This window comes from Neobacillus niacini, assembly GCF_000759675.1.
Classification (GTDB): Bacteria; Bacillota; Bacilli; order Bacillales; family Cytobacillaceae; genus Neobacillus; species Neobacillus niacini_A.
In genome coordinates this window covers 255,576-272,910 of the sequence record NZ_BAWM01000152.1, presented here as the reverse complement: position 1 = coordinate 272,910, position 17,335 = coordinate 255,576, and the positions used below count along the sequence as shown (strand labels likewise).

The following is a 17,335-nucleotide window of genomic DNA, read 5'->3' as shown; positions in this document are numbered from 1 at the left end:
CTAGTGCACATAAATTTTTTACTGTTCAAAACGGAAAGGTGAAATGTAAGTGAACAAACAAAATGGAAAAATCATCGAGATTTATCGTTTTCCTTCACCCAATCCTAATGTGGAATTAAGGGAGATTACCTATTTTTCAAATGGATTGAGAGTAAAAGGAATGCTTGCAGAACCGAAAATAAAAGGAAACTATGACGGCTTTTTATATTTGCGCGGGGGCATTAAGAACGTTGGAAAGGTTAGACCAGCAAGAATTGCTCAGTTTGCCTCTGAGGGATTCATCGTATTTGCTCCCTACTATCGAGGAAATCAAGGTGGGGAGGGGAATGAGGATTTTGGGGGAGAGGACAGGGAGGACGCTTTTGCAGCATTTCAGCTTTTAAAATCATTACCCAGGGTAGGTTTCATCCATGTATTTGGTTTTTCTCGTGGTGGTGTAATGGCATTGATGACTGGACTTCAATTTTCAGAGGCAGCCTCGATTGTTACCTGGGGCGGGGTATCGGACATGTCTTTAACCTATGAGGAAAGAAAAGACTTGCGTAAAATGATGAAAAGGGTGATTGGTGGTACACCTGGAAAATATCCAGAAAGATATGAAGAGCGAACGCCGCTTTATGAGCTTGAAAAGCTTGCAGCTCCTGTTCTCATCATTCATGGAGTAAATGACCAGAATGTATCGGTCGAGCATGCCTATAGACTGGAAAGAAGACTTAAGATGCTAAATAAACAGGTGGAATTCTGGTATTTTAATGATTTTACCCATTACTTTCCTCCTGTTGTAAATAGAAAAATAGTGAAGGATTTAACGAAGTGGATGAAATGTCAAATCAAAAGATGATAAAATAATAGTAAGTCCAATTACAGAGGAGCGGGTACAGATGGGTATGCCCTTTGAGCTAAATACGATGATTGTAACAAAAGGCAGAGAAAAAAGAGTGGAAGAAAATCTATTCCAATTAGAAAAAGAAGGCTATAGACTTTATCCGATTGATATTCCAATTGATGTTAGAAAAACCATTGAAAGCGATACAAGCGGAACTGCAGTTATTAAAAAAGTAGAATGGCAAAACAGCAGTACATCGATAACGTATCAATTAATTTCATTGAATTCTACGAATTAAGCAGGTTGATTTTTTACCTGCTTTTTTTATTTGCTGTTTTCGCAATGATTGTTGCACAATATTAAACCAATCCAATGAATTTGAAGTAAGAAAGCCCTTATCAAATTGATAAGGGCCTTTTTACTGGAATTTAGGCAATAGGTCCGCCTTTTTCTTCGATTTCTGAATTAACTTTTGTGAATTTCTTAAAGTTTTCACGGAACTTTCCAGCTAATTCTTTCGCTTTCTTTTCATAAGCTTGTGGGTCTGACCATGTTTTGCCTGGTTGGAGGACCTCATCAGGAACACCTGCAATGTGAAGCGGAATATTTAGTCCAAAAATATCGTCTTTAACGGTTTCAACATTGTTTAGTTCCCCTTCAAGTGCAGCCTGAACCATCGCTCTTGTATAGGATAACTTCATGCGGCTGCCGACTCCGTATTCTCCGCCAGTCCAGCCAGTATTCACTAAAAAGACCTTAGCATTATGTTCAAGAATTTTTTCTCCAAGCATATCCGCATAACGTGTGGCAGGCAGCGGAAGGAATGGTGCACCAAAGCAGGTTGAGAAGGTTGCTTCTGGAGAGGTAACACCCCGTTCAGTTCCTGCTAGCTTTGATGTATAACCACTCAGGAAATGATACATTGCTTGCTCTTTAGTTAATTTTGAGATTGGAGGCAATACACCAAATGCATCAGCTGTTAAAAAGACGATAGTATTCGGGTGACCAGCAATGCTCGGCTGAACAATGTTCTCAATGGCTTGAATCGGATAGGCAGCCCGAGTATTTTCTGTTAAAATAGCATCGTCATAGTCGGCAATTCTTGTTTCAGGATTAAGCATTACATTTTCAAGTACAGAACCAAAACGAATTGCATCAAAGATTTGTGGCTCTTTTTCTCGAGATAGGTTAATGGTTTTTGCATAGCAGCCGCCTTCAATATTGAAAACACCATTTGATGACCAACCGTGTTCATCATCACCAATTAAGCGTCGATTTGGGTCAGCAGATAGAGTAGTTTTACCTGTACCTGAAAGACCAAAGAATAGAGCAACATCACCTTCAACACCGATATTAGCAGAACAATGCATGGAAAAAATATTATTCTCAGGTAATAGGTAGTTCATGATCGAAAAGATAGACTTTTTCATTTCACCTGCGTATTCTGTTCCACCAATTAATATGGTTCGTTGTTCAAATGAGATGATAATAAAGGTTTCAGACTTTGTACCGTCGACACTAGGATTTGCTTTGAAGTTTGGAGCTGAAATCACGGTGAAACCAGCTTTATGTGTCAGCAATTCTTCTTCACTAGGACGAATAAACAATTGGTGGGCAAATAAATTATGCCAGGCAAATTCGTTCACAATTTGAATCGGCAATTGAGTCTTTTTATCTGCTCCTGCAAAACCTTTAAAAACAAAGATTTCATTTTTTTGTTTTAAGTAATCTAATACTTTATGATAAAGGTTATTAAAAACATCTTCTGAAATTGGCTGATTTAAATTACTCCAATCGATTTTATCCTTGATGGATTCTTCCATAACAATAAATTTGTCTTGTGGAGATCTTCCGGTATATTTTCCTGTTGATACACTAACGGCACCAGTAGAAGTTAATTTTCCTTCGTTCCTAGATAAGATTTTTTCCACTAACTGGGGTACAGACAATTGAATGTGCACATTACTTTCTTCCAGCAATTGGCTTAATTCATTTGAGACATGAAGTGAATTCATCAGAGGGAACCCTTCCTTTTCAAGTTTTTATATTCGATATATTTACAAAAAGTATAACACATTCAACTAAATAGTCTATACTAATTAGTGAATTTAGGTTGTATTATTTACTGTAAATTAGAAATGGGAAAAATTCATATTTTTAACCTTAAATTACTAAAAATTTCATTGACAATGTTCGACATGTTCAAGTATGATTTTAATTTGAACGGATACTCTCTTATCCTGAGCTGGTGGAGGGACAGGCCCTATGAAACCCAGCAACCTGCTTTATGAGAAGATTGACAACATATTTTGTCGTTTTCTCAAGTGCGAAGGTGCTAATCTGACGCAAGGCTTTGACCTTGAACGATAAGAGTGAAAGGCCCGGAACAACCTTTCCTCATGTGGTAAGGTTTTTTGTTTTGTATAAGACCTTTTATCAAAAGAGTTGCTAATAAAAATCCTTTGTTTATTTCATACTAAGGGAATGAGTACCGTATCAATGTCAGTGGTTCGAGAAGTATTCCTGTAACCTTCATATGAACCTTGATTTATCTCATAATATATAGGAGGAAATCAGATGTCAACAAAACGTCGTTTGTTCACTTCTGAATCAGTAACGGAAGGTCATCCTGATAAGATGTGTGACCAAATTTCTGATTCGATTTTAGATGCTATTCTAGCGAAGGATGCTAATGCCCGAGTTGCCGCTGAAACATCAGTAACAACTGGACTCGTGTTAGTTGCTGGCGAAATCACCACATCTACTTATGTAGACATTCCAAAAATTGTCCGTGAAACAATTAAAGGTATTGGCTACAATCGTGCAAAATATGGCTTTGACTCCGAGACATGTGGTGTTATCACCTCTATTGGTGAGCAGTCTCCGGACATTGCGATGGGGGTCGATCAGGCACTTGAAGCACGTGAAGGTCAAATGTCTGATGAAGAAATCGAAGCAATTGGTGCTGGTGACCAAGGTTTAATGTTTGGTTTTGCATGTAATGAAACAAAAGAACTAATGCCTCTTCCAATTTCTTTAGCACACAAGCTTGCACGTCGTTTAACAGAGGTTCGTAAAGAGGAAATTCTTCCGTACCTGCGTCCAGATGGAAAGACACAAGTAACGGTAGAATACGATGAGAATGACAAACCTGTTCGTATCGATACAATTGTCATTTCGACACAGCACCATCCTGAAATTACGTTAGAGCAAATCCAACGTAACGTAAAAGAGTATGTCATTAATCCAGTTGTTCCAAAAGAACTAATTGACGAAAATACAAAGTATTTCATTAATCCAACAGGTCGTTTCGTTATCGGTGGACCACAAGGGGATGCTGGTTTAACTGGACGTAAAATTATTGTAGATACGTATGGCGGTTATGCTCGTCATGGCGGTGGGGCTTTCTCTGGTAAAGATCCTACTAAAGTTGACCGTTCTGCAGCATATGCAGCTCGTTATGTTGCCAAGAATATTGTAGCAGCAGGACTTGCTGATAAGGTTGAAGTTCAGCTTGCATATGCAATCGGGGTAGCAAAGCCTGTTTCAATTTCTGTTGATACTTTTGGTACTGGCAAAGTGAGCGAAGATGTATTAGTTGACCTTGTTGGTGCAAACTTTGATCTTCGTCCAGCTGGAATCATTAACATGCTAAATCTTCGTCGCCCAATTTACAAACAAACAGCTGCATATGGTCATTTTGGCCGGACAGATGTTGACCTTCCTTGGGAGCGTACAGATAAAGCTGACGCATTACGTCAGCAAGCGAATATTTAATCAGAACGAAAAAAAACAGGGAGTTGCATTTTACATGTAACTCTCTTTTTCATTTAGACGTCTAAGTTTAGGGCAATGTGATTATGTAAAAACTGTTTGTACCTGAATTTTCCTACCTTTCACACTGACATTTTTGAATGAATAGTGGTAGGATAAGAGAGTATGTTTTTAAGTTTGGATATTTAGATTGGAGTAGGTGACGTACATAATGTGTGGTTTTATTGGTTGTGTACACGACAAGGAACAAAACTATCGTGATGAACAAAAACAACAATTCAAAAACATGAACGATATAATAACCCATCGTGGACCAGATGATGATGGCTTTTATTATGATGAACATATTCAATTCGGTTTTCGCCGCTTAAGTATTATTGATATTGAAAGTGGTCATCAGCCTTTGACGTACGAAAATGAGCGTTATTGGATTATATTTAACGGCGAGGTTTATAACTACGTAGAACTTCGTGAAGAATTGCTTAAAGATGGCTTACAGTTTGCGACAAACTCTGATACAGAAGTCATTATTGCTCTTTACAGCCATTTGAAAGAAAAGGCTGTTGAAAAACTACGCGGGATGTTTGCCTTTACCATTTGGGATAAACAAGAACAAACTCTATTCGGTGCTAGGGACCCTTTTGGGATTAAGCCGTATTTCTATTTTGAAGATGGCGAAAGAACATTTTTGGCATCTGAGAAGAAAAGTATCCTGCTGGCATTAGAAAACGATGTTCTTGACTATGATTCCCTGCAGCATTATTTAACGTATCAATTTGTTCCGGAGCCAAGTACCTTGTCTAAAGGGATTCATAAGTTAGAGCCAGGTCATTATTTTACAAAGAAGATTGGTTTTCCAATGGAAATCAAAAGGTATTGGAAGGCGCATTTTAATCCGGTTGCTAAATCAGAATCTGATTTTATTAAAGAAATACAAGAAGTTTTAATTGATTCGGTAAAAATGCATATGAGAAGTGATGTGCCCGTTGGTTCTTTCCTTTCAGGCGGGATTGATTCTTCCATTATTGCATCGATTGCAAAACAATTTCATCCTGCTATTAAGACGTTTTCTGTTGGTTTTGAGCATAATGGTTTCAGTGAAATAGATGTTGCAAAAGAAACGGCAGATAAGCTAGGTGTAGAAAACATCAGCTATGTGATTACTCCACAGGAATATATGAATGAAATTCCGAAAATCATGTGGCATATGGATGATCCACTAGCAGATCCAGCATGTGTTCCGCTTTATTTTGTTGCACGTGAAGCAAGAAAGCATGTAACAGTCGTTCTTTCTGGCGAAGGAGCAGACGAATTATTTGGTGGCTATAACATTTACCGGGAACCTCAAGACTTAGAAGTTTTTAATAAAATTCCAAGAGTCGGTAAAGTGCTTTTAAAAGGAATTGCTAATATCATGCCAGAGGGTATGAAAGGTAAGAGCTTTATTGAACGTGGAATTACTCCTATGGAGGAACGTTATATCGGTAATGCCAAAATGTTTACAGAAGCGGAAAAACGAGAACTTCTTACAGTGTATCGTGAAGGCCTAGATTATACAGATATTACAAAAACGCTCTATGCAGAATCAAGAGGCTATGACCCTGTTGATCGTATGCAATACATTGATATTCATACATGGATGCGCGGGGATATCCTATTGAAGGCTGACAAAATGACCATGGCTCATTCATTAGAGCTCCGTGTTCCATTTTTGGATAAAATAGTTTTTGAAACAGCCTCAAAAATACCAACCAGTTTGAAAACGGCTAATGGTACAACCAAATATATTTTGCGTAAAGCAGCTGAAGGAATTGTTCCAGAACATGTGCTTAACCGCAAGAAATTGGGCTTCCCTGTTCCAATTCGTCACTGGTTGAAGAATGAAATGAATGAATGGGCAAAAACGATTATTCGTGAAAGCAACTGTGACCATTTAATCAATAAATCCTATGTATTAAACCTTCTTGAAGACCATTGTCAAGGTAAGGCCGATAACAGCCGTAAAATCTGGACCGTACTAATGTTCATGGTTTGGCACCAGGTGTATGTAGAGGGCAAATATTCCTTTTCAGGACAAAAAGAACTACAGCCAATGAAATAATAAATTTTTAGCACCCATACAGTATTTATGGGTGCTTTTTGTATCCTAAATGAGGAGTTAGCGAGTAAAATGCTATATTCGGCGAGTAAATCGCTAAAACTCGCAAGTAAATCATCAAATTCCGCGAGTAAAAATAAAATTCGCTATAAATTTAACAGATTTATTTCTGTAAGGACTTATAATACTGGGCTTTCTCAGCATATTCTGTATAAATCCTGTCCATTTCTTTTATGTCATGTTCATTTAATTCTCTAATAACTTTAGCAGGTCTGCCAAATGCTAATGTATTAGGAGGAATTTTTTTGCCTTGCGGTACAAGGCTGCCTGCACCGATAAAAGCACCTTCTCCAATTTCAGCCTGATCGAGAATAATCGAGCCCATACCGATTAATGCCTTTTTACGAATAATACAGCTGTGGAGAATCACCTGATGACCAATAGTTACTTCATCCTCCAAAATCAATGGATTGTTCGGACTTTGGTGCAGAACGGAGTTGTCTTGAATATTCACTCTTTTTCCGATGACTGTTGGCGCGACATCTCCTCTAATGACGGAATTAAACCAAACACTTGATTTCTCACCTATTTCAACATCACCTGTAATGGTGGTAAAATCTGCAATGAATGCAGTTTCCGCAATTTTTGGGACCTTACCTTTGTATGGATAAATCATTTGGGTCGCTCCTTTTTGACTGGAATACATATTCATTCTAATATTATACTAAATAGAATATTTTTCTAGGGGGAAAAACTATGTGGAAGTGGGAAGCAGAAGGGGAAGCGAAAGCTGTTATCGTGATGGTTCATGGTGCAATGGAACATCACCGGCGTTACGGCTGGCTCATTGAAATGTGGCGCAGGTCTGGATTTCATGTGATCATGGGTGATCTTCCTGGTCAAGGCATGACAACGAGATCCCGACGGGGGCATATAGATTCCTTTGAAGAGTACCTAAGTGAAGTAAAAGACTGGATTAAAGCTGCCTTTCGTTATGAAATGCCTGTTTTTTTATTCGGGCATAGTATGGGGGGCTTAATTGCTATTCGTTTACTGCAGGAAGAAAAATTTGACTTGGCAGGGGTTATTCTCTCATCACCATGCCTTGGTTTAATTCATAAACCTTCAAAAATTTTAGATTTGCTATCACACGGCATTAATGTTGTTTTCCCTTCCTTACGAATGAATTCTGGCATAACTGTTGATATGGCTACTAGAAATCAAGATGTAATTGAGGCAGATAGAGATGATACCCTTTACATCACTAAAGTCTCTGTTAGGTGGTACCGTGAATTAGCAGAGGAGATGAAAGAGGCATTCCTTAATATCGAAGGTACAAAGGATGTCCCAATGCTAGTTATGCAAGCCGGTGATGATAAGATTGTTAATAAGATACCCGTTAAGGATTGGTTTAACCATGCACCACTTTCAGAAAAAAGATTTAAGGAATGGCCAAAGCTCTATCATGAAATTTTTAATGAAACAGAACGGGAAGATATATTTGAGTACGCAAAGGATTTTGTCATCAGCCAATTAAAAGCAATAGGTTATATTGTTTAAGTAGGCTGTTTTCAAAGATTGTTGTTAAAATCTTAAAGCCGATTTTAACGTGGAAATAGTTATTTTGCACTTTTGAATTTAGTTTGCAGGCTCTTTTCTTATAAAAAATATGCTATTTTCTGCTAAAACTTTAGCATAATCATAAATTTTGTTTCAAAAAGTAACAAAGTATAAGAAAAGAGCCTCTAAGAAAGGGAAGAAATTCTCCATGATGCCAATCAGACTCATGTCGAAAGTATATCGTCGGATTATTCCAGCTGTTCATCAAGAACTAAGGTTTTGGAGATCCCGAGCAGAAAGTATCCCTAATCAGGAACTTAGAACGCAAGCTCTTGCTAGTATTGAACATAAAACGTTTCACTGTGAAGGTGGAGCTATTCTTGCTCTTTCCGCGATTGATGAGTATAAAAAAGCAGTAAAATTTATTGTAGCTTATCAAACAATTAGTGATTACTTAGATAATCTCTGTGACAGGAGTACCTCACTTGATCCCAAGGATTTTGCTGCCCTTCATGAATCCATGCATGATGCTCTGACACTAGAAAGCGAGTCTAAAAATTATTACCGGTTCCGTGAGGATCAGAACGATGGTGGTTATTTAAATGATCTAGCCGAAACATGCAGATCAGTTTTAAAAGAAGTGGAGCATTATCCTTTAATAAAGGACTACCTGTTGGAGCTCTGCGAATACTACTGTGACTTGCAAATACACAAGCATGTTATTCATGAAGAACGAGTACCACGATTGGAAAAATGGTTTGAAGTCCATCAAAACAAACTTCCAGACATGAAATGGTACGAGTTTTCGGCTTGCTCTGGCTCAACCTTGGGGATATTTTGTCTTATTTCATATGCGATGAGAGAAGATTTTCATGCGGAGGATGCAGATAATATTCGTAAGGGATATTTCCCATACATACAAGGGCTTCATATACTATTAGATTATTTTATCGACCAAGAAGAAGATCGAGAAGGCGGCGACTTGAATTTTTGTTTTTATTATGAAAATCAAGAAACGCTTTTCAAACGTTTAAAACACTTTGTCCATGAAGCGGACAGACATACAGAATTTCTGCCACATAAAAAGTTTCACCAGCTCATTAACCGGGGCTTGTTAGGAATTTATTTATCAGATGGAAAGGTACGAAAGCAGAAAAAAGTCCGGAAATTGGCAAAAGGAATCATTAAGACTGGTGGTTCAATCAGTTATTTCTTTTATATTAATGGTCTCGCCTATCGCTCTGTGCAAAAGTGGATTCCCTCATTTGTAACTAAACTTATCTTAAAATAAAGAAAAACCAGGCAGCAGCCTGGTTTATCTTTTCTCAATTGCAACGATAAAAGGGGGATTATTTTGTTGGTTGAGAAATCGATACTGGAGGACATGAGCCTTCTTCTGGTCAATTTCTTGACAATATGTTAATAAAGCATCCCTTTCAATAGCTCCCTCAGCATGCCCATGGTATATGACTAGGATGATAATTCCTTCTGGAATCATGATTTCTAGCAATTGTTCGATTGCTGAAATGGTGGTCTCCGGCTTTGTTACAATGGATTTATCACTACCAGGCAAATAACCTAAGTTAAAAATCGCTGCTTTTACCTTTCCATGATGTTCCGCAGGTAGTAGTTTGGAAAGCTGTTCATGACCTGAATGAAAGATGGTTACTCGGTCAGTCATACCATGTTGGTTGAGTCTTTCTATACTTGTTCGAATCGCGTCCTCTTGTACATCAAATCCATACACTCTGCCACTTTCACCTACAAGATTTGCGATAAAAAGAGTATCATGACCATTTCCTAATGTTGCATCAACAACCACATCACCACTGGTAATAGTCATTTCCAGTAATTTCTTTGCATAGGGAAGTATTCGATCCAACTTCACGGTTAGTTCCTCACTGTGCTCTCTTGATAAAAGTTCCCCTGATAGCTATCTCTTCTTTTTAGCTCAGCGTCAATGGAATTTAGCACTTCCCACTTGTTTACACTCCACATAGGTCCTACCATTAAGTCAATCGGTCCGTCCCCCGTAATCCGATGAACAATCATTTCCGGCGGTAAAATTTCTAATTGATCACATACTAAATTTACATAATCCTCTTGAGAAAGAAATTCAAGCATTCCTTTTTCATACTGTTTAACCATAGGTGTTCCTTTTAGTAAGTGAAGCAAATGAATTTTTATTCCTTGGACATCGAGCTTAGCCACTTCTCTTGCAGTTTCCATCATCATTTCATAAGATTCAAGTGGTAATCCATTGATAATGTGGGAGCAAATTCTGATTCCATGTTTTCTAAGCTTATTTACACCTTCGACATAACATTGAAAATCATGGGCACGATTGATTAATAATGCAGTACGTTCATGTACAGTTTGTAATCCAAGCTCAACCCATAGATAGGTTCTCTTGTTTAATTCAGCTAAATATTCAACCACATCGTCTGGCAGGCAGTCCGGACGAGTTGCAATTGATAATCCGACTACCCCCTCCTGGTTTAGAACCTTTTCGAATTTTTCGCGTAGAACCTCAACAGGTGCATGTGTATTTGTATAGGCTTGAAAGTAGGCCATGTATTTGCCATCTTTCCATTTGGTATGCATTTTTTCCTTAATTTCAAGGAATTGTGTCTCTAAATCATCTGTTCGATCACCAGCAAAATCACCAGAACCAGCAGCGCTGCAAAAAGTACATCCTCCGTGTGCGACCGTACCATCACGATTAGGACAGTCGAAGCCGCCATCTAAAGCAACCTTAAAAACTTTATGGCCAAATTGCTGACGAAGATGGTAATTCCAAGTATGGTAACGTTTATCATCAGTTGCATATGGAAAAGGGTTGGTCTGAGTCAATTCAGATACCTCCTTTTTATTTTTAAACATAAATTCTATTTTAACATGAAAAAAGGGTCTTATCCATTTGTAATAATTGTATTGGCAGTAATTATCAATCAACAGTTGTAATAGGAAAAGGTAGAGAGAACAAAATAACAAATGAAGCAATTTGCTTCATAGAAAAGCGGAAGCGCCTTGTTCAAGGAAAAAAGCAGTTCATTTTTTCCCAGGGGCGACAGGCATAAGACGAGCCGACGAGAAGGTCGCTCTTTAACCTTCTTGACGGATTGTATGAAATGTGGAGACGACTGCCCTGGGACGAAGGCATAAGACGAACCCTGCAAGAAGGCGCTCTTTGCCTTCTTCAGGGGGTGGCTTATGACTCGAGTCCCAAGGAGCCGAAACTAGACAAGCTTATGACCCCGAGCCCATAGGCTGCTTGCGCTAGACATTAAGAGGTAAGCCCAAATAAAGGGGGGCAATAAATGGCTACTCGTGATTCAATGGATTCTTTAATGCAGCAGTGTGAGGATGCTATTCGATATGCTAGTGATCAATATGCAGAAAGCAGCCTACAAGAGCATTATAACAATGATGATTACACAAAAGCATTAATGGAGTTAGAACAAACGTATCAGGATATAGCAAAAATGGCCCATAGTGCAAACTCGCAGCAGCGGGAACAGCTTCATCGGATGCGACTGCAAATTCAGCAGCTTCAAAATACCATGATTCTACAAGGGCACTAAGAGGAGGAATACTGTTTGAAAAACCGCTCGAAACAACAAAATCCTGAACAAAAAACTCGAAATGGTGTTAACAATCAAGATCTTGAGCTTGGTCAGGATTTTGATCTTGTTAAACAATCAAAAAAGAAATATGAAAAATCAGGTGGTCAGCCGGTAAAATCGAAGTTTCATCAAGAAAAGGATCAATCTTCCTAATAAAGCGTGTTAAAGGCCTTCAACACAATGTTGAAGGCCTTTCTTTTTCAAAAAAACCTAAAAACACTGTGAAAATAAAGTAAAATTGCAGTTCACAAAATAGAAATAACTCAATATGTTTTTGTGATTTTGGTCACAGAATGAGTTAGGCCATCATGGGATAAATAAGGTATGAATTTCCTCTTCTTTAGCAAAAAAATAATCAATCTTGTGAATGTAATCACAAAAAATTCACAACTTGAAAGGAAGTAAGAACAATGAAAAAATTCCTGATGAATATAAATATTCTGATCTGTTTACTGCTTCTATTAAACCCGTCTAATACTGCCGGAGAAGAAAATCAAAACATCCTGACTATGGAGGAACTTTCAATAAAGGTAATGCCAGAATTTGCTTACCATCCTAATGATGTAAAGAAAGAACAACCGCCTTTATTGATTGGCTATCAAGGAACCATGCGTAATCATTCAGGGCTTCCACAAAAAGGGCAAATCGAACTGCCGCTGCCTATGGAAGAAAAGAACTTTCGAATTGGCTATGTTGCTGATTATTCAAGTGATTTATCTAAGGTGTATGAAATTGAGTACATAATCGACCAAGAAAAAGGGACCATTTCCTGGACAACAAGTGAAGAAATTCAACCAAATGATGTTTATAAATTCGTTGTTGAATTTTATACAGATAACATAATTGTTGAAAAAGAAAAGAAATCAATGTCATATCAATTTAAGAGCTTTACGGATATTGGCTTATTCAATGTATCATTTATACAGCCCCTACAAGCAAAAAAGGTAGTGATTAATCCGGCACCTGAAGAGAAAAAGACCCATGCCGATGAAGAAGGAATATACTCCTATTTCTTTCAAGGAATGAAGGCTGGAGAGGAGAAAAGTTTCACGCTTACGTATGAACGAAATGAAACGACGCCTACTATCGAGCTGATGGAGAAACAAGAAAAACAACCGGTTGACACTGTGGTTAATAAAAAAAATCCTGGTATCTTTTCAATCGCAGCAGTTAGTGGAGTTGGTTTAATTGCAGCAGGTGCAGTTACCTTCTTAATGAAAAGAAAACGAGAAAAGAGATAGCTTAGTAAGACCATTCCTTGTGGTAATAAAGTACAAAAGTACTTTATTCAATAAATTAGAGAGAGAAAGATCAATATTATGGGAGGTGAAAGGATGTTAAAAAAATCGTTAAAAAAATTACTGGCAATTGATAAAAGAGTATTAATATTAGGTGCTCTTTTAGCTGGCGTACTCTTTTCCTTTGGCACTGTTAAAACAATGGCTTACCTTGATTCACCTGGTTTTTGTCAAAATTGTCATACAATGAAATCTGTTTATACCTCATTTGTGGATTCCACTCATGCAGAATTGCAGTGTAACGACTGCCATTTACCACATGAGAGTGAAGCAGGAAAATTATTTTTTAAAGGTCGCGCTGGGATGACACATATTTTTTACAACACCCTGGGTACTGAAGATATACCAGATAGAATTTATGCGACAACGCGAACATTAAGAGTAATTAATAAAAATTGTGCAGAGTGTCATAAGAGCACAGTTGATAATGTCTCACATGACGCAAAAGAAAACTGTATGTCATGTCACCAAACTGTACCACATGGAAGCGATTTTAAAGATGATAGTTACGATCAGCCGCCTAAGTCTGGTGAGCTAATAAAAAATAAGGGAGGATTTTAAGAATGAATAGGTTCCGTTATGGGGCATACCTCCTTCTACTAGTATTTGTTCTCATCATTACTGGCTGCAGCAATTCCAGTGACGGTGCAAGTGAAAAAACGGCAAGTGCTAAGGAAGCGAAGGGTACAACAGGCCTTTCTAAAGACGAAATAAGCAATGAAGCCTTTAAAGAATTATTTCCACTACAATATAATAGCTATCAGAAGAATGAAAAAATGGAAGATACAAAATACAATGGTTCTGTAAAACGCAGTAAATACGATCCTGATAAGGAACCTTTACTTCCAGTTCTCTTTAACGGCTATGGATTTGCTCTTGAATATAACGAAGACCGTGGGCACATTTATGCACTTGAGGATATTCGGGATGTAAAGAGGATTAACGATAAATCAGTTGGTTCTTGTTATACTTGTAAATCAACAGCAGTACCTCAAATGATTGAAGAAATGGGCGACGATTATTGGGGTGCCAATTTCAGACAAGAAATTTGGCCAAAAGGGGAAGCAATGGGACACTCGCCAATTGGATGTTCTGACTGCCATGATCCTGAAACAATGGATTTACGCGTTACACGTCCAAGCTTCTACAAAGGTTTAGAAGCCCAAGGAATTGATACTTCCAATCCAACGAAAAACGATATGCGCAGCTATGTTTGCGGTCAGTGCCATGTGGAGTACCACTTCGCGGCAGATAACAGCGAAGTAACCTTCCCATGGGATAATGGTTTTAAACCTGAAGAGATGTATGAATACTATAATACCATCGCAAAAGAAAATGGCTTTGAAAAAGACTGGGTTCATAACATTTCAGCTGCTCCAATGTTAAAATCACAGCACCCTGAATATGAAACACATGCTAGCGGTACACATGGTAAGGCTAATGTATCCTGTGCGGACTGTCATATGCCATATGAGCGTGTAGATGGAAAGAGAAAAATCACTTCACACTATTGGACTTCACCGCTCAAAACGATGGATACTTCTTGCGGACAGTGCCATGGTGATAGAGATTTAGACAAATTAAAAGACCGAGTTCTTGAAATCCAAGATGCAAACGTAGGTGCATTACATGAAGCACAGGATATTTCAACCACCGCTCACTATTATATTAATAAGATGATTACTTCTGGAGTCAGCCAAGACAAGATCAAGCAGGCTCAAGAATTTGTACGTAAAGGTCAATGGTTCTGGGATATTGTTGCCGCTGAAAACTCTTCAGGCTTCCACAATCCACAAGGTTCAATGGATTCATTAAGAGAGTCAGTTGTACAATCTAACAATGCTATTCTTCTTGCAACAGAAGAGTTAGTGAAAAAAGGCGTCAGCATCGAAGAACTTAATTCTGAAATTGAAAAAGTAAAAACAGCTGTACAAGCTGAAGCTGTCAATGAGAAGAAGAAGGATCATGCCGTTAACAGTTATTTCCCTGCGCAACAGCCAGTAGTACCAGCAGTAAAAAAATAGACCCTTTCGAATAAAACTTAACCGTCCCGCCAAGAAGGATTAAGTCATTTCAAGAAAGAGTCCATAAATAATTGATGAAAAAACACTGTTTCTATCTGAGGAACAGTGTTTTCCAATTTTATTGTGAGCAATTTCTGTCTAGCTGTCAATAAAACTTAGTTGGTATTGGTCTAAAATTGGAGGAAACCAAATATTTTATAAGGAAATCCAATATGAAATAGGTGAGAGCTAATGTATGTGGTTCATTTTTTTGAAAACAAAATAGAACTATTAATTCAGCTTCTTGGAAGTGTTCCAGCCGTCGGTGAAACGATTACCATTAAAGGTCGTAAAGGGACAGTCACGAGTGTTAATAATGTTGATGATAAACATGTCCATGTCCAGATTACGATACAAAAAGTAGTAGTTAAAAATAAGCTTATACCCGATCCAGCGAAAAAGAAAAAAAGATAAGAGCAAAAGTCCTTTTTCAAAAAGGGCTTTTTAAATTTGTATCTGATTCCCAAGAAGGAGGAAAAAAGGTTTAGCGGTAATCAGAAAAGGCGGCTGGTGCCCGGGAATGAGGAACCTTAATATTATTTAAAAAAACTAAATTTTTGTTTTATGTAATATTTTCCAATAATACAAGATTAATATTTAAACCGCATTATGAAAAAAGATTGCCAGGAATCTTGAATAGGTCTAAAATGGATTTTTGGAACTTGTTATCGTTATTGTAAAGGAGCGTTTTTCATGCCACGTGCCTTATGGCTTTTAATTATTGGGATGGCAGTGAATGTAACAGGCAATTCTTTTTTATGGCCTTTAAATACAATCTATATTCACGATCATTTAGGTAAGTCTTTATCGATGGCCGGGGTTGTTTTAATGTTGAACTCCGCAGCGAGTGTCATTGGAAATCTTTATGGCGGCAGTCTTTTTGATAAAATCGGCGGCTACAAATCTATTCTTCTAGGAATATGTATATCTCTTTCAGCCCTAGTTGGGTTAACGTTTTGGCATGGCTGGCCGGAATATATTGTTTTCCTTACCATTATTGGATTTGGTAGTGGAGTCACTTTCCCAGCCATGTATGCGATGGCTGGAATGGTTTGGAAGGAAGGCGGACGTAAAGCCTTTAATGCCGTTTATATTGCGCAAAATCTTGGGGTAGCGGTCGGAGCTGCACTTGGCGGCATTCTAGCCGATTACTCATTTGAATTAATCTTCCTTGCTAACACCGTTATGTATATTATCTTTTTACTAATCGCTGTTTTTGGCTATAAAGGGATTTCAACTGGTTCGGATAAACAAGCTAATAGCCTTCAGGATGCAGCACTTGTAAAAGGTCGAAAAAATCTCCATGCTTTATTGATTTTATGTTCAGGTTATTTGCTATGCTGGGTTGGCTACGTTCAATGGATGACAACGATTGCTTCTTATACTCAGGAAATTAATATATCATTATCCCAATACAGTCTATTATGGACGATAAACGGTGCATTAATTGTTCTTGGTCAGCCATTATTAAATGGCTTGCTTAAGCGTCTTGCTGCCACACTTAAGGTACAAATCCTCATCGGAATTGCTATTTTTATTGTTTCTTTCCTTATAGCAGGAAATGCAAGTGCATTTTCAGGATTTCTAGTAGCGATGATAATTTTAACAATAGGTGAAATGTTTATTTGGCCTGCAGTGCCAACGATAGCCTTTAACTTAGCACCAAAAGGGCGCGAAGGGTTTTATCAAGGGATTGTGAATAGTACCGCTACCGGAGGAAGAATGATTGGTCCATTACTAGGTGGAATCCTCGTTGACCTATATAGTATGTCCGCGTTATTTTATGTCTTAATTGCCTTATTCGTAATTGCGGTCATAACGACTTTAGCGTATGAACGTATATTGAAAACAGAAAAGAAACTAACAGTAAAAATTTCGCAGCACTAATTTACCGGCTTACTACTATAAGGCCGGTTTTTTTTATGTTTAATAAATAATTTTTAAGGTCAAACTGTTTTACGAGAATGTTACTTGCATACTGCTAAGAAATTTAATACAATAACCGTAATACTTTTAAAATTAATGACAGTGATTAGGAGTAGTAGTGATTCATACCCGTAATAAGAGAGTTGACGGCTGGTGGAAGTTGA

Annotated in this window: 17 protein-coding genes, 1 riboswitch and 1 other annotated feature (1 of these 19 running past the window's edge); of the genes, 13 read left to right on the top strand and 4 right to left on the bottom strand. The window is 37.9% G+C overall.

All coding sequences use genetic code 11. The annotated features are described in order from the left end of the window. Positions 1-49 precede the first annotated feature (49 nt). Together TR08_RS27685 and TR08_RS27680 are read left to right on the top strand one after the other, a co-directional pair. On the top strand, positions 50-841 hold the full coding sequence (locus TR08_RS27685; RefSeq protein WP_045523797.1) for an alpha/beta hydrolase family protein: 792 nt from the start codon (positions 50-52) through the stop codon (positions 839-841). Between the two features lie 40 nt (positions 842-881). Further along, on the top strand, positions 882-1,124 hold the full coding sequence (locus TR08_RS27680) for a DUF2584 domain-containing protein (protein ID WP_045523795.1): 243 nt from the start codon (positions 882-884) through the stop codon (positions 1,122-1,124). A 130-nt stretch (positions 1,125-1,254) separates the two neighbouring features. On the opposite strand, the gene pckA is transcribed toward TR08_RS27680, so the two are convergent. After that, on the bottom strand, positions 1,255-2,841 hold the full coding sequence (pckA, locus tag TR08_RS27675; protein WP_045523794.1) for a phosphoenolpyruvate carboxykinase (ATP): 1,587 nt from the start codon (positions 2,839-2,841) through the stop codon (positions 1,255-1,257). A gap of 217 nt (positions 2,842-3,058) precedes the next feature. Then, positions 3,059-3,199, top strand: a riboswitch (SAM riboswitch). Positions 3,200-3,403: 204 nt separating this feature from the next. Here pckA and metK point away from each other — a divergent pair. After that, positions 3,404-4,603, top strand: coding sequence for a methionine adenosyltransferase (metK, locus tag TR08_RS27670; RefSeq protein ID WP_045523792.1), 1,200 nt, complete (start codon positions 3,404-3,406; stop codon positions 4,601-4,603). Between the two features lie 208 nt (positions 4,604-4,811). Continuing rightward, positions 4,812-6,701 carry an asparagine synthase (glutamine-hydrolyzing) gene (asnB, locus tag TR08_RS27665; RefSeq protein WP_045523790.1) on the top strand — a complete coding sequence of 630 codons (1,890 nt, stop codon included), beginning with the start codon at positions 4,812-4,814 and terminating at the stop codon, positions 6,699-6,701. 160 nt (positions 6,702-6,861) lie between these two features. Here asnB and TR08_RS27660 read toward each other — a convergent pair whose 3' ends face one another. After that, positions 6,862-7,374, bottom strand: coding sequence for a gamma carbonic anhydrase (locus TR08_RS27660; protein WP_045523788.1), 513 nt, complete (start codon positions 7,372-7,374; stop codon positions 6,862-6,864). Between the two features lie 80 nt (positions 7,375-7,454). Here TR08_RS27660 and TR08_RS27655 point away from each other — a divergent pair, with 80 nt between their 5' ends. Together TR08_RS27655 and TR08_RS27650 are read left to right on the top strand one after the other, a co-directional pair. Continuing rightward, a complete protein-coding gene (locus tag TR08_RS27655) occupies positions 7,455-8,258 on the top strand; it encodes an alpha/beta hydrolase (protein WP_045523786.1) in 804 nt (267 codons plus the stop codon). A 208-nt stretch (positions 8,259-8,466) separates the two neighbouring features. Continuing rightward, positions 8,467-9,549 carry a tetraprenyl-beta-curcumene synthase family protein gene (locus TR08_RS27650; protein ID WP_045523783.1) on the top strand — a complete coding sequence of 361 codons (1,083 nt, stop codon included), beginning with the start codon at positions 8,467-8,469 and terminating at the stop codon, positions 9,547-9,549. A 24-nt stretch (positions 9,550-9,573) separates the two neighbouring features. Here the strand turns inward: TR08_RS27650 and TR08_RS27645 are convergent, their stop codons facing one another. Next, positions 9,574-10,146: a class I SAM-dependent methyltransferase gene (locus TR08_RS27645; RefSeq protein WP_045523781.1), complete on the bottom strand. Its 573-nt coding sequence runs from the start codon at positions 10,144-10,146 to the stop codon at positions 9,574-9,576. A 2-nt stretch (positions 10,147-10,148) separates the two neighbouring features. Next, on the bottom strand, positions 10,149-11,111 hold the full coding sequence (locus TR08_RS27640; RefSeq protein WP_045523779.1) for a TIGR01212 family radical SAM protein: 963 nt from the start codon (positions 11,109-11,111) through the stop codon (positions 10,149-10,151). 467 nt (positions 11,112-11,578) lie between these two features. Between TR08_RS27640 and TR08_RS27635 the strand changes: the two genes are divergently transcribed. From TR08_RS27635 to TR08_RS27605, 7 genes are all read left to right on the top strand, one after another. Further along, a complete protein-coding gene (locus tag TR08_RS27635) occupies positions 11,579-11,842 on the top strand; it encodes a YtzC family protein (protein ID WP_045523778.1) in 264 nt (87 codons plus the stop codon). Between the two features lie 15 nt (positions 11,843-11,857). Then, positions 11,858-12,037, top strand: coding sequence for a hypothetical protein (locus TR08_RS27630; RefSeq protein WP_045523776.1), 180 nt, complete (start codon positions 11,858-11,860; stop codon positions 12,035-12,037). A 257-nt stretch (positions 12,038-12,294) separates the two neighbouring features. Beyond that, positions 12,295-13,125, top strand: coding sequence for a hypothetical protein (locus TR08_RS27625; protein ID WP_045523775.1), 831 nt, complete (start codon positions 12,295-12,297; stop codon positions 13,123-13,125). A 93-nt stretch (positions 13,126-13,218) separates the two neighbouring features. Further along, entirely contained in the window at positions 13,219-13,743 is a 525-nt protein-coding gene (locus TR08_RS27620; RefSeq protein WP_045523774.1) for a cytochrome c3 family protein, read from the top strand. Between the two features lie 2 nt (positions 13,744-13,745). Then, on the top strand, positions 13,746-15,206 hold the full coding sequence (locus tag TR08_RS27615; RefSeq protein ID WP_045523768.1) for an ammonia-forming cytochrome c nitrite reductase subunit c552: 1,461 nt from the start codon (positions 13,746-13,748) through the stop codon (positions 15,204-15,206). Between the two features lie 231 nt (positions 15,207-15,437). Then, the gene (locus tag TR08_RS27610) at positions 15,438-15,659 is read left to right on the top strand and encodes a hypothetical protein (protein ID WP_045523760.1); all 222 of its coding nucleotides are present in this window, start codon (positions 15,438-15,440) and stop codon (positions 15,657-15,659) included. Positions 15,660-15,938: 279 nt separating this feature from the next. Then, on the top strand, positions 15,939-17,132 hold the full coding sequence (locus tag TR08_RS27605; RefSeq protein ID WP_045523758.1) for an MDR family MFS transporter: 1,194 nt from the start codon (positions 15,939-15,941) through the stop codon (positions 17,130-17,132). Positions 17,133-17,264: 132 nt separating this feature from the next. Next, positions 17,265-17,335, top strand: a binding site (T-box leader); it runs 155 nt beyond the window's last position.